This window comes from Pseudomonas koreensis, from assembly GCF_024169245.1.
Classification (GTDB): domain Bacteria; phylum Pseudomonadota; class Gammaproteobacteria; order Pseudomonadales; family Pseudomonadaceae; genus Aquipseudomonas; species Aquipseudomonas koreensis_F.
Genome location: NZ_JALJWP010000001.1, coordinates 2,251,520 through 2,264,091 on the forward strand (window position 1 = coordinate 2,251,520; position 12,572 = coordinate 2,264,091).

11 protein-coding genes are annotated in these 12,572 nt (G+C 61.2%); 5 read left to right on the plus strand and 6 right to left on the minus strand.

Annotated elements, in window-relative coordinates; translation table 11 throughout:
• The first annotated feature begins 27 nt into the window (after nt 1–27).
• The 4 genes from J2Y90_RS10045 (at nt 28) to J2Y90_RS10060 (ending at nt 5,936) form a co-directional block, all read left to right on the plus strand.
• Nucleotides 28–1,473, plus strand: coding sequence for an aldehyde dehydrogenase family protein (locus J2Y90_RS10045; RefSeq protein WP_016771707.1), 1,446 nt, complete (start codon nt 28–30; stop codon nt 1,471–1,473).
• 164 nt (nt 1,474–1,637) lie between these two features.
• Complete coding sequence (locus J2Y90_RS10050) at nt 1,638–2,999, plus strand: MFS transporter (RefSeq protein ID WP_051600602.1); 1,362 nt, start codon at nt 1,638–1,640, stop codon at nt 2,997–2,999.
• Between the two features lie 11 nt (nt 3,000–3,010).
• Nucleotides 3,011–4,564, plus strand: coding sequence for a galactarate dehydratase (gene garD, locus J2Y90_RS10055; protein ID WP_253499016.1), 1,554 nt, complete (start codon nt 3,011–3,013; stop codon nt 4,562–4,564).
• 430 nt (nt 4,565–4,994) lie between these two features.
• Nucleotides 4,995–5,936, plus strand: a complete 942-nt coding sequence (locus J2Y90_RS10060; RefSeq protein ID WP_122508218.1) for an AEC family transporter — start codon at nt 4,995–4,997, stop codon at nt 5,934–5,936.
• A gap of 117 nt (nt 5,937–6,053) precedes the next feature.
• Here the strand turns inward: J2Y90_RS10060 and J2Y90_RS10065 are convergent, their stop codons facing one another.
• From J2Y90_RS10065 to gatC, 6 genes are all read right to left on the minus strand, one after another.
• Complete coding sequence (locus tag J2Y90_RS10065; RefSeq protein WP_253499019.1) at nt 6,054–6,434, minus strand: carboxymuconolactone decarboxylase family protein; 381 nt, start codon at nt 6,432–6,434, stop codon at nt 6,054–6,056.
• Complete coding sequence (locus J2Y90_RS10070; RefSeq protein WP_253505115.1) at nt 6,431–7,441, minus strand: calcium/sodium antiporter; 1,011 nt, start codon at nt 7,439–7,441, stop codon at nt 6,431–6,433. The genes J2Y90_RS10065 and J2Y90_RS10070 overlap by 4 nt, the downstream gene beginning before the upstream one ends.
• Before the next feature lie 97 nt (nt 7,442–7,538).
• Nucleotides 7,539–7,910: a septal ring lytic transglycosylase RlpA family protein gene (locus tag J2Y90_RS10075; RefSeq protein ID WP_042608775.1), complete on the minus strand. Its 372-nt coding sequence runs from the start codon at nt 7,908–7,910 to the stop codon at nt 7,539–7,541.
• 152 nt (nt 7,911–8,062) lie between these two features.
• Entirely contained in the window at nt 8,063–9,508 is a 1,446-nt protein-coding gene (gene gatB, locus J2Y90_RS10080; protein ID WP_016771702.1) for an Asp-tRNA(Asn)/Glu-tRNA(Gln) amidotransferase subunit GatB, read from the minus strand.
• A 10-nt stretch (nt 9,509–9,518) separates the two neighbouring features.
• Complete coding sequence (gatA, locus tag J2Y90_RS10085; protein ID WP_041477968.1) at nt 9,519–10,970, minus strand: Asp-tRNA(Asn)/Glu-tRNA(Gln) amidotransferase subunit GatA; 1,452 nt, start codon at nt 10,968–10,970, stop codon at nt 9,519–9,521.
• 16 nt (nt 10,971–10,986) lie between these two features.
• The gene (gatC, locus tag J2Y90_RS10090) at nt 10,987–11,274 is read right to left on the minus strand and encodes an Asp-tRNA(Asn)/Glu-tRNA(Gln) amidotransferase subunit GatC (RefSeq protein WP_024011606.1); all 288 of its coding nucleotides are present in this window, start codon (nt 11,272–11,274) and stop codon (nt 10,987–10,989) included.
• A 211-nt stretch (nt 11,275–11,485) separates the two neighbouring features.
• Here gatC and mreB point away from each other — a divergent pair, with 211 nt between their 5' ends.
• Nucleotides 11,486–12,523, plus strand: a complete 1,038-nt coding sequence (gene mreB, locus J2Y90_RS10095; RefSeq protein ID WP_002555108.1) for a rod shape-determining protein MreB — start codon at nt 11,486–11,488, stop codon at nt 12,521–12,523.
• Nucleotides 12,524–12,572: the final 49 nt, after the last annotated feature.

The window sequence follows — 12,572 nt, forward strand, 5'->3', positions numbered from 1 at the left end:
AAGGCTTTTAGAGTTGAGGGCTGCCCTGTGACAACTGCAAAACGCTACGACAACTACATCAATGGCGAATGGGTCGCCGGTGCCGATTACTCGGCCAACATCAACCCGTCGGAACTCAGCGACACCATCGGCGACTACGCCAAGGCCGACCTGACCCAAGTCAACGCCGCCATCGACGCCGCCCGCGCTGCGTTCCCGGCGTATTCCACATCGGGCATCCAGGCCCGTCACGATTCGCTGGATAAAGTCGGCACTGAGATCCTGGCTCGTCGCGAAGAGCTCGGCACCCTACTGGCCCGTGAAGAAGGCAAGACCCTGCCGGAAGCGATCGGTGAAGTGACTCGCGCCGGCAACATATTCAAGTTCTTCGCCGGTGAATGCCTGCGTCTGTCCGGCGATTACGTGCCATCGGTACGCCCGGGCGTCAACGTTGAAGTCACTCGCGAAGCGCTGGGCGTGGTCGGTCTGATCACCCCGTGGAACTTCCCGATCGCCATCCCGGCGTGGAAAATCGCCCCGGCCCTGGCCTACGGCAACTGCGTCGTGCTCAAGCCTGCGGATCTGGTTCCGGGCTGCGCCTGGGCACTGGCCGAAATCATCTCCCGCGCGGGCTTCCCGGCCGGTGTGTTCAACCTGGTAATGGGCAGCGGTCGCGTGGTTGGCGAGGCGTTGGTCAACAGCCCGAAAGTCGACGGCATCAGCTTCACCGGTTCGGTAGGCGTTGGCCGGCAGATCGCGGTCAACTGCGTTTCGCGCCAGGCCAAGGTTCAGCTGGAAATGGGTGGCAAGAACCCGCAGATCATTCTCGACGACGCCGACCTCAAGCAAGCGGTCGAGCTGTCGGTGCAGAGCGCGTTCTACTCCACCGGCCAGCGTTGCACCGCGTCGAGCCGTCTGATCGTTACTGCCGGTATCCACGACAAGTTCGTCGAAGCCATGGCTGAGCGCATGAAGTCGATCAAGGTCGGTCACGCCCTGAAAGCCGGCACTGACATCGGTCCGGTGGTGTCCCAGGCGCAGCTTGAACAGGACATGAAGTACATCGATATCGGCCAGTCCGAAGGTGCACGGCTGGTCAGCGGTGGTGGTGTGGTGACCTGCGATACCGAAGGCTACTTCCTCGCCCCAACGCTGTTCGCCGACAGTGAAGCGTCGATGCGCATCAGCCGCGAAGAGATCTTCGGCCCGGTGGCCAACATTGTGCGCGTGGCCGATTACGAAGCCGCGCTGGCGATGGCCAACGACACCGAGTTCGGCCTTTCGGCCGGCATCGCGACCACCTCGCTGAAGTACGCCAACCACTTCAAACGCCACTCCCAGGCCGGGATGGTGATGGTCAACCTGCCGACCGCCGGCGTGGATTACCACGTACCGTTCGGTGGCCGTAAAGGCTCGTCCTACGGCTCCCGCGAGCAAGGCCGCTATGCGCAAGAGTTCTACACGGTCGTGAAGACCAGTTACATCGGCTCCTGATACAGCAATATCCCTGTAGGAGCTGCCGAAGGCTGCGATCTTTGCTTTGAAGATCAAAAGATCGTCCGATCGCGGCCCGAGCCTTCGGCAGCTCCTACAGGGAATAAATGCAAGACCAAAGAAGCTTCACCCCGCATAAAAATAATCAGTGGGAGTACATCTGCATGCAATCCTCCAAGCCGACTCACGTCCGCTATTTGATCCTGCTCATGCTGTTTCTGGTGACCACGATCAACTACGCCGACCGTGCCACGATCGCCATTGCCGGCTCCAGCCTGCAAAAGGATCTGGGCATTGACGCCGTTACCCTCGGCTACATCTTCTCCGCATTCGGTTGGGCCTACGTCGCCGGGCAAATTCCCGGTGGCTGGCTGCTCGATCGCTTCGGCTCGAAAAAAGTCTATGCCCTGAGCATTTTCACCTGGTCGCTGTTCACCGTGCTGCAAGGCTTTGTCGGTGAATTCGGCATGTCCACGGCAGTGGTCGCGCTGTTCATGCTGCGCTTCCTCGTGGGCCTGGCCGAAGCGCCATCGTTCCCTGGCAACGCGCGCATCGTCGCCGCGTGGTTCCCGACCGCTGAACGCGGCACCGCTTCGGCGATCTTCAACTCGGCGCAGTACTTTGCCACCGTGTTGTTCGCGCCGCTGATGGGCTGGATCGTCTACAGCTTCGGCTGGGAGCACGTGTTCATCGTCATGGGTATCCTCGGCATCGTGTTCTCGCTGGTGTGGCTGAAAGTCATCTACAGCCCGCGCGAGCACCCACGCGTCAACGAGGCCGAGTTCAAGCACATCGCTGACAACGGCGGCATGGTCGACATGGATCAGAAGGGCAAGAAGTCCGACGGTCCGAAGTGGGATTACATCCGTCAGTTGCTGACCAATCGCATGATGCTCGGTGTGTATCTGGGCCAGTACTGCATCAACGGCATCACCTATTTCTTCCTGACCTGGTTCCCGGTGTATCTGGTGCAAGAGCGTGGCATGACCATTCTCAAGGCCGGTTTCATCGCCTCGTTGCCGGCCATCTGCGGCTTTATCGGCGGCGTGCTTGGCGGGGTGATTTCCGACTACCTGCTGCGCAAGGGCCACTCGCTGACCTTCGCCCGCAAGGCGCCGATCATCGCCGGTCTGCTGGTTTCGAGCAGCATCGTTGCGTGCAACTATGTCGAAGTGGAATGGATGGTCGTGGGCTTCATGGCGCTGGCATTCTTCGGCAAAGGTGTTGGCGCACTGGGCTGGGCGGTGGTCTCCGACACTTCACCTAAACAGATCGCCGGTCTGAGCGGTGGCCTGTTCAACACCTTCGGCAACATCGCTTCGATCACCACACCAATCGTGATTGGCTACATCATCAGCTCCACCGGTTCGTTCAAATGGGCGCTGGTGTTTGTCGGTGCCAACGCCCTGGTCGCGGTGTTCAGCTACCTGGTGATCGTCGGCCCGATCAAGCGTGTGGTCTTGAAAGAGCCGCCAGCCAAGGGCGGTAATGAAGCCACCGGCAATTTGTCTCAAGCGCATTCCTGAGGAGCGGCGTCATGCAGTTGATTGAACATTCCGACTCGCCGCGCTACATCCGCCTGCACGAGCGGGACAACGTGGTAGTGGTGGTCAACGATCAGGGCGTACCGGCCGGTACCGAGTTTGCCGATGGCCTGGTCACCGTGGATTTCGTGCCGCAGAGCCACAAGGTCACCCTGGAGGACATTCCCGAAGGCGGCCCGGTGATTCGTTACGGGCAGATCATTGGCTATGCGTTGCAGCCGATTCGTCGTGGCAGTTGGGTCAAGGAAGATCAACTGCGCATGCCGACCGCGCCGCCGCTGGACAGCCTGCCGCTGTCCACCGATGTGCCGGCCGCGCAGGCACCGCTGGAAGGCTTCACCTTCGAGGGTTATCGCAACGCTGACGGTACCGTCGGCACACGCAATATTCTCGGTATCACTACGACCGTGCAGTGCGTCACCGGCGTGCTCGATCACGCGGTAAAACGCATCAAGGAAGAGCTGCTGCCGAAGTACCCGCACGTCGATGACGTGGTGGCGCTGACTCACAGTTATGGCTGCGGCGTGGCGATCACCGCCACCGACGCCTATATCCCGATTCGTACCGTGCGCAATCTGGCGCGCAACCCGAACCTGGGCGGCGAGGCGCTGGTGATCAGTCTGGGCTGCGAAAAATTGCAGGCCGGGCAGGTGATGCACGAGGACGATGCGTCTGTGGATCTCAGCGATCCGTGGTTGTACCGCTTGCAGGACTCCAGTCACGGTTTCACCGAAATGATCGAGCAGATCATGCAACTGGCTGAAGTCCGCTTGAAGAAGCTCGACCAGCGCCGCCGCGAAACCGTGCCGGCCTCCGAGCTGATTCTCGGCATGCAGTGCGGCGGCAGTGATGCCTTCTCCGGCATCACCGCCAACCCGGCACTGGGTTATGCCTCGGACCTGCTGTTGCGTGCGGGGGCGACGGTGATGTTTTCCGAAGTCACCGAAGTGCGCGATGCGATCTACCTGCTGACTTCACGGGCGCAGACGCAGACCGTCGCCGAAGAGCTGGTGCGCGAGATGGACTGGTACGACCGTTACCTGGCCAAGGGCGAGGCTGATCGCAGTGCCAACACCACGCCAGGCAACAAGAAGGGCGGGTTGTCGAACATTGTCGAGAAGTCGCTGGGCTCGATCGTCAAGTCCGGCAGCAGCGCGATCAATGGCGTGCTCGGCCCGGGCGAGCGTTTCAAGCGCAAGGGCCTGATTTTCTGTGCGACGCCGGCGAGTGATTTTGTCTGCGGTACGCTGCAACTGGCGGCGGGGATGAACCTGCACGTGTTCACTACGGGGCGCGGCACGCCTTACGGGCTGGCCATGGCGCCGGTGGTCAAGGTGTCGACACGGACTGAATTGGCGCAGCGCTGGCCGGACCTGATCGACATCGATGCCGGCCGCATTGCTACCGGGCGAGCGACCATCGAAGAACTCGGCTGGGAGTTGTTTCACTACTACCTGGATGTGGCCAGTGGCAAGCAACAGACCTGGGCGGAGAAGCACAAGCTGCACAACGACATCACCTTGTTCAACCCGGCGCCGATTACCTGATCGTTGCAGGGAAGATCAAACCCCCCCTCACCCCAGCCCTCTCCCGGAGGGAGAGGGGGCCAACCGGGTTGTCTTGCGTGGTACATCGACCTGAGAGATCGAGTCGATTATGGATTTGACCAGCACTGCTCGATTCAGTGATGTGTTTTCAGGTCGGTGAATGTCTTGAATATCCCCCGATCAGTCCCCTCTCCCTCTGGGAGAGGGAGCCGACCGGGTTGTCTTGCGTGGTACATCGACCTGGAAGATCGAGTCGATTATGGCTTTGACCAGCACTGCTCGATTCAGTGATGTGTTTTCAGGTCGGTGAATGTCTTGAATATCCCCCGATCAGTCCCCTCTCCCTCTGGGAGAGGGTTAGGGTGAGGGGCTTTTCCAGCTTTTGGCTTATCATTAGCCCCCTATCGACGCTCACCCAAGGCTCCCCGGCATGCTGGCAATCTTTCTTGAAACCCTGAACATCACCGCGCCGGTGTTTGCCATGCTGTTTCTCGGTGTGCTGCTCAAACGCATCGACTGGATCAACGACAACTTCATTCACACCGCCTCGTCGCTGGTGTTCAACGTGACCATGCCGGCGCTGCTGTTTCTCGGCATCCTCCACGCTGACCTGCACGCCGCTCTGCAACCGTCGCTACTTATCTATTTTTCTCTCGCCACGTTGGTGAGTTTCGCCGTGGCCTGGGGCTGGGCGATTTTCAAGTGTCCGCGTGAAGATCGCGGTATCTACACCCAGGGCGCGTTTCGCGGTAACAACGGCGTGATCGGTCTGGCGCTCGCCGCGAGCATGTACGGCGATTACGGTATCTCCCTCGGGGCGATTCTCGCGGCGCTGGTGATCCTGTTCTACAACACGCTGTCGACCATCGTGCTGGCGGTGTACAGCCCGGTGATCAAGTCCGATCCGTGGAGCATCTGCAAAAGCGTGTTCAGCAACCCGCTGATCATCAGCGTGATTTCCGCGGCGCCGTTCGCCTATTTCAAGATCGGACTGCCGGGCTGGCTGGAAACCTCTGGCCAGTATCTGGCGCAGACCACATTGCCGCTGGCGCTGATTTGTATCGGTGGCACGCTGTCGCTGGCGGCGTTGCGCAAGAGCGGCAAGATGGCGCTCAGCTCCAGCCTGGTGAAGATGGTCGGTTTGCCGGTGCTGGCGACACTGGGGGCATGGCTGTGGGGCTTTCGCGGGGCGGAACTGGGGATTCTGTTTCTCTACTTCGGCAGCCCGACGGCAGCGGCGAGTTTCGTCATGGCCCGGGCAGCGCAGGGCAATCATGAGCTGGCAGCGGCGATTATCGTGATGACCACGTTGATGGCGGCGATCACCACCAATGTCGGGATCTTTGTGTTGCAGTGGGGTGGGTGGATCTGATCTGGATTCTGCGGTGTTGCTTATGGCCTAATCGCGAGCAGGCTCACTCCTACATTAGGAATGCGTTTCCCTTGTAGGAGTGAGCCTGCTCGCGATAGCTGTTTCAGCCGCGGCGGGTCACTGCGGCTTCTGGTAGGTATCAATCACTTCCTGCGCCGCGCGAAACGCATCGATCGCCGCCGGCACGCCGGCATACACCGCGCAATGCAGCAGCGCCTCGCGAATCTCCTCCACTGTGCAGCCATTGTTCAGCGCGCCGCGCACGTGGCCCTTCAACTCCTGCGGGCACTTCAATGCAGTCAGCGCTGCGAGGGTGATCAGGCTGCGGGTTTTCAGCGACAGACCATCGCGATTCCACACCCCGCCCCACGCATGTTCATTGACGAAATCCTGCAACGGCTGGGTAAATTCGCTGGCATTGCCCAGCGCGCGATCAACGAAGGCATCGCCCATGACCTGGCGACGGATTTCAACCCCGGACTGCTTCGACTCGCTCATGGCACATCTCTCTTGTGGTGTTGGCGACGCCAGGCGCGGATCGACGTGAACAGCAGAAACGTCAGCAGCGCCGGCAGGACATAAAACAGCATCAAGCGCTCGAGTTTGCCGGCCAATGGCATGCCGGTGGTGAACGACACCACGTGCAGCCCGTAGACCAGATACAAACCCAGCAGCAGCAAGCCTTCAGCCCGGGTCACGCGGTAGCCGGAATAGAACACCGGCAGACACAGCGCAGCGACGCCGAGCATCACCGGCAGGTCGAAATCCAGCGCATTGGGGGAAACGGACAGTGGCGTCGGTGCGAGCAGCGCGGTCAGCCCGAGCACGCCGAGCAGGTTGAACAGATTGGCGCCGATCACGTTGCCCACGGCAATGTCGCGCTGCCCGCGCAGGGCGGCGATCAGCGAGGTCGCCAGTTCCGGCAGCGAGGTGCCGACCGCGACGACTGTCAGGCCGATGACCCGTTCCGACAGGCCAAGATCGGTGGCCACGACCACGGCGGCGCCGAGCAGCAAGCGGCCGGCGAACACCAGCATGGCCAGGCCAGCGACAATCATCAGCACACTGATCAGCCAGGATTGCTGCGTGTCCTCCGGTCTCGTGCTGTGTGGTCGGGTCGAATGCCGCGACTGGCGGAACAGCAAACCGAGGTACAGCGCCAGAGCCCCGAGCAGCAAGACGCCATCGAAGCGGCCGAGGTCTTTATTCCAGGAAAGGATGAACACCAGCAGGCTGGCGCCGATCATCAGCGGGATATCGAGTCGCACCAGTTGTCGCGATACGCGCAGCGGGATGATCAGCGCCGACAGGCCAAGGGTCACCAGAATGTTGAAGATGCCACTGCCGACCACGCTGCCGACGGCAATGTCCGGGTTGTCGGTCAGCGCCGCTTGCAGGCTGACAGTCATTTGCGGCGCGCTGCTGCCGAGGGCGACGATGGTCAGGCCGATGATCAGCGGGCGCACATGCAGGCGCTCGGCCAGACGCACGGCAGCGCGCACCATCAGCTCGGCGCCGATGATCAAAAGAACCAGGCCGCTGAGCAATTCGATGACGTTGATCAGCGGCAGATCGGCTAGTCCGAAAATGGTCGGCGCTCCATCAGTCGAGGGCCTGTACGCGGACCCGTGCGGTGCCGCTGCGCAGCATGCCGATTTCGTCGGCAGCCTCGCGCGACAGATCAATCAGCCGGCCACGGGTGTGCGGCCCACGGTCATTGATACGGACCACGACCGATTCATCGTTTTTCAGGTTGGTGACCTTCACCCGCGTGCCGAACGGCAACTGGCGGTGGGCGGCGGTCAGGGAATGCTGGTTGAACGCTTCGCCGCTGGCGGTGCGTTTGCCGTGGTGTCTGGCTCCGTAATAGGAGGCGACGCCGGTCTGGTCGTAACCGTGCGGGTCGATGGTGTCAGTACTGGCGCAACCGGCCAGCAGGGAGAGCAGGGCGCTGCTCAAAAACAGACGCTTCATTCAAGGTTTCCCGGATACAAATGTGGGAGCGAGCCTGCTCGCGAAGAGGCCATTTCATTCAACATCCATGTTGGATGTCAGGGCGCCTTCGCGAGCAGGCTCGCTCCCACAGGGATCGGAGCCAGTCATGACTGCGGCTGGCTCCATTGTGGTCAGCCTTCGAGCTTGCTTTTCAGCAGTTCGTTCACCTGCTGCGGGTTGGCCTTGCCTTTGGAGGCTTTCATGGCCTGGCCGACGAAGAAGCCGAACATCTTGCCGCGTTTGGCTTCGTCTGCCGCGCGGTACTGTTCGACCTGTTCGGCGTTGGCTGCGAGCATTTCGTCGAGCACGGCGGAGATTGCGCCAGTGTCGGTGACCTGCTTGAGGCCGCGCTTTTCGATGATCTCGTCAGCACTGCCTTCGCCATTGGCCATCGCTTCGAACACCACCTTGGCGATCTTGCCGGAGATGGTGTTGTCCTTGATGCGCTGGAGCATGCCGCCCAGTTGCTCGGCGGAGACTGGCGAATCCTCGATGTCCAGGCCCTGCTTGTTGAGCAGGCTGCCCAACTCGACCATCACCCAGTTCGCCGCCAGTTTCGCGTCGCCACCGATGGCCGCGACTTTTTCGAAGTAGTCCGCCTGCTCACGGCTGGTGGCCAGCACGTTGGCGTCGTAAGCCGACAGACCGAACTGGCTCTGGAAGCGCTCGCGTTTTTGCGGTGGCAGTTCCGGCAGGGTCGCACGCACTTCACCGAGGAACGACTCTTCGATGACCACCGGCAGCAAGTCCGGATCGGGGAAGTAACGGTAGTCGTTGGCTTCCTCTTTCGAACGCATCGGACGGGTCTCGTCCTTGTTCGGATCGTACAGGCGAGTCTGCTGAATCACTTTGCCGCCGTCTTCGATCAGTTCGATCTGGCGCTGGATTTCGGAGTTGATCGCCTTCTCGATGAAGCGGAACGAGTTGACGTTCTTGATCTCGCAGCGGGTGCCGAATTCGACCTGGCCTTTCGGGCGCACCGAGACGTTGCAGTCGCAACGCAGCGAGCCTTCGGCCATGTTGCCGTCGCAGATGCCCAGGTAACGCACCAGCGCGTGGATCGCCTTGACGTAAGCCACGGCTTCCTTGGCGCTGCGCATGTCCGGCTCGGAGACGATTTCCAGCAGCGGCGTGCCGGCACGGTTGAGGTCGATGCCGGTGGCGCCGTTGAACTCTTCGTGCAGGCTCTTGCCGGCGTCTTCTTCCAGATGCGCACGGGTGATGCCGACGCGTTTGACCGTGCCGTCTTCCAGGGCGATGTCCAGGTGGCCCTTGCCGACGATCGGCAATTCCATCTGGCTGATCTGGTAGCCCTTCGGCAGGTCCGGATAGAAGTAGTTCTTACGGGCGAACACGTTGTGCTGGCCGATCTCGGCGTCAATCGCCAGACCGAACATCACCGCCATGCGCACCGCTTCCTGGTTGAGCACCGGCAGCACGCCGGGCATGCCCAGGTCGATCAGGCTGGCCTGGGTGTTCGGCTCGGAACCGAAGGTGGTGGAACTACCGGAAAAGATTTTCGACCGGGTGGTGAGCTGAGTGTGAATCTCCAGCCCGATCACGACTTCCCATTGCATGTGTGTCTCCTCAGAAGCCGGTTGGGGTGCGGGTGTGCCAGTCAGTGTTGAGCTGATACTGGTGGGCAACGTTCAACAGGCGGCCTTCCTGGAAATACGGCGCGAGCAACTGCACGCCCACCGGCAGACCGTCGACAAAACCGGCCGGCATCGACAGGCCCGGCAGGCCGGCGAGGTTGGCGGTGATGGTGTAGACGTCTTCCAGATAGGCAGCGACCGGGTCGCTGTTCTTCGCGCCGAGTTTCCACGCCGGGTTCGGTGTGGTCGGGCCGAGGATGATGTCGACTTCATTGAAGGCAGCCATGAAATCGTTTTTCACCAGACGACGGATCTTCTGCGCTTTCAGGTAGTAGGCGTCGTAGTAACCGGCGGACAGCGCATAAGCACCGACCATGATCCGGCGCTGTACTTCCGCGCCGAAGCCTTCGCCACGGGAGCGCTTGTACAGGTCGATGAGGTTTTCCGGGTTTTCGCAGCGGTGGCCGAAACGCACGCCGTCGAAACGCGACAGGTTGGAGGAGGCTTCTGCCGGGGCGATCACGTAGTACGCGGGAATCGCGTGCTGCATGTTCGGCAGGCTGATTTCCTTGATCACCGCACCGAGCTTCTGCAACTGCTGGATGCTGTTCTGGATCAGCTCGGCGATGCGCGGGTCGAGACCGGCGCTGAAGTATTCCTTCGGCACGCCGATGCGCAGGCCTTGCAGCGAATCACCGAGGCTGGCGGAGTAATCCGGCACCGGCTCATCGATGCTGGTGGAGTCGTTCGGATCGAAGCCGGCCATGCCTTGCAGCAGGATCGCGCAGTCTTCGGCCGTGCGCGCCAACGGACCGCCCTGATCGAGGCTGGACGCGTAGGCGATCATGCCCCAGCGCGAAACGCGACCGTAGGTCGGCTTCAGACCGGTGAGGTTGGTGAACGCCGCCGGCTGACGGATCGAGCCGCCGGTGTCGGTTGCGGTGGCCGCCGGCAACAGACGAGCAGCAACCGCCGCCGCCGAACCACCGGACGAACCGCCCGGTACGTGTTCCAGGTTCCACGGGTTTTTCACCGCGCCGTACCAGCTCGACTCGTTGGCCGAACCCATGGCGAACTCGTCCATGTTGGTCTTGCCCAGGGTCACGGCGCCGGCAGCGGCCAGTTTCGCGACCACGGTGGCGTCGTAGGGCGCCTTGAAGTTGTCGAGCATCTTCGAGCCGCAGCTGGTGCGGATGCCCAGGGTGCAGAACAGGTCCTTGTGGGCGATCGGCGCGCCGAGCAGGGCGCCGCTCTCACCATTGGCCCGGCGTGCATCGGCGGCTTTCGCCTGCTCGATGGCCAGATCCTCGGTGAGGCTGATGAAACTGTTGAGCTGCGGGTCGAGCTGGGTAATACGCGCCAGCAGGACTTTGGTCAGCTCTTCGGAGGAAAACTTTTTATCGGCGAGACCGCGGGCGATCTCGGCCAGAGTCATTTGATGCATTGCAGGCTCTTTCCCTTTAGTCGATGACTTTCGGAACCAGATACAGGCCGTTTTCGACCGCTGGTGCGATGGACTGGTAGGCCTCGCGATTATTCGTCTCGGTCACCACGTCGGCGCGCAGGCGCTGACTGGCTTCCAGGGGGTGGGCCAGCGGCTCGATACCGTCGGTATCAACGGCCTGCATTTCGTCGACCAGCCCGAGAATGCTGTTGAGGGCGGAAGTAATGTGCGGAAGATCGGCATCGTTGAGGCCAAGGCAGGCCAGGTGCGCGATTTTTTCCACGTCGGAGCGTTCTAGCGCCATCGGGATTCTCCAGTGGAAAACAGAACGGACGGCGTCCGTGTGTTAGATTGTCGGAACACTACCGCACTTCTACGGTCATAAGGCCGCGATTGTGGGGCTTGGTGCACAGAAAAGCGGCCAATTTAACATATTGGCGCCTTGCCCAAAATCCCTGTCGTTGTTAGAGTTTGCCGCACTTTTTTACCCACGCGTTGCCTAGGGTCCCTTTCCCATGTTCAAGAAACTGCGTGGCATGTTTTCCAGCGATCTTTCCATTGACCTGGGCACTGCCAACACCCTTATTTACGTGCGCGAGCGCGGTATCGTCCTGAATGAGCCATCGGTTGTGGCCATTCGGACACACGGTAACCAGAAAAGTGTCGTCGCTGTCGGCACCGAGGCCAAGCGCATGCTCGGCCGTACGCCGGGCAACATTGCTGCCATTCGTCCGATGAAGGATGGCGTGATCGCCGACTTCAGCGTCTGCGAAAAGATGCTGCAGTACTTTATCAACAAGGTTCACGAAAACAGTTTCCTGCAGCCCAGCCCTCGCGTGCTGATCTGCGTTCCATGCAAGTCCACCCAGGTTGAGCGTCGTGCCATCCGTGAGTCGGCCCTTGGCGCCGGTGCCCGTGAAGTGTTCCTGATCGAAGAGCCGATGGCCGCTGCGATCGGTGCCGGTCTGCCGGTTGAAGAAGCGCGCGGCTCGATGGTCGTGGACATCGGTGGTGGTACTACCGAAATCGCCCTGATCTCCCTCAACGGTGTGGTTTACGCCGAATCCGTCCGTGTCGGCGGCGACCGTTTCGACGAAGCGATCATCACCTACGTGCGCCGCAACTACGGCAGCCTGATCGGTGAATCCACCGCCGAGCGCATCAAGCAGGAAATCGGTACCGCCTACCCGGGCGGCGAAGTGCGCGAAGTCGATGTTCGCGGTCGCAACCTGGCCGAAGGCGTTCCACGCGCATTCACCCTGAACTCCAACGAAGTGCTCGAGGCTCTGCAAGAGTCGCTGGCGACCATCGTTCAGGCCGTGAAAAGCGCTCTGGAGCAATCGCCGCCTGAACTGGCTTCCGACATCGCCGAGCGTGGCCTGGTGCTGACCGGTGGTGGCGCGCTGCTGCGTGACCTCGACAAGTTGCTGGCCCAGGAAACCGGTCTGCCAGTGATCGTTGCCGAAGATCCGTTGACTTGCGTTGCTCGCGGCGGTGGCCGTGCGCTGGAAATGATGGATAAGCACACCATGGACCTGCTTTCGAGCGAATAATCAAACGGCGTGAAAGCTACTCAGGGCTGGGAGCCTTCGGCTTTACGCG

Bases quoted from the DNA above. Each gene is read 5' to 3' on its own strand.
- J2Y90_RS10050 (WP_051600602.1), top strand. From the start codon at position 1,638: ATGCAATCCTCCAAGCCGACTCACGTCCGCTATTTGATCCTGCTCATG.
- garD (WP_253499016.1), top strand. From the start codon at position 3,011: ATGCAGTTGATTGAACATTCCGACTCGCCGCGCTACATCCGCCTGCAC.
- J2Y90_RS10060 (WP_122508218.1), top strand. From the start codon at position 4,995: ATGCTGGCAATCTTTCTTGAAACCCTGAACATCACCGCGCCGGTGTTT.
- J2Y90_RS10065 (WP_253499019.1), bottom strand. From the start codon at position 6,434: ATGAGCGAGTCGAAGCAGTCCGGGGTTGAAATCCGTCGCCAGGTCATG.
- J2Y90_RS10070 (WP_253505115.1), bottom strand. From the start codon at position 7,441: ATGGTGCGCGCTGCCGTGCGTCTGGCCGAGCGCCTGCATGTGCGCCCG.
- J2Y90_RS10075 (WP_042608775.1), bottom strand. From the start codon at position 7,910: ATGAAGCGTCTGTTTTTGAGCAGCGCCCTGCTCTCCCTGCTGGCCGGT.
- gatB (WP_016771702.1), bottom strand. From the start codon at position 9,508: ATGCAATGGGAAGTCGTGATCGGGCTGGAGATTCACACTCAGCTCACC.
- gatA (WP_041477968.1), bottom strand. From the start codon at position 10,970: ATGCATCAAATGACTCTGGCCGAGATCGCCCGCGGTCTCGCCGATAAA.
- gatC (WP_024011606.1), bottom strand. From the start codon at position 11,274: ATGGCGCTAGAACGCTCCGACGTGGAAAAAATCGCGCACCTGGCCTGC.
- mreB (WP_002555108.1), top strand. From the start codon at position 11,486: ATGTTCAAGAAACTGCGTGGCATGTTTTCCAGCGATCTTTCCATTGAC.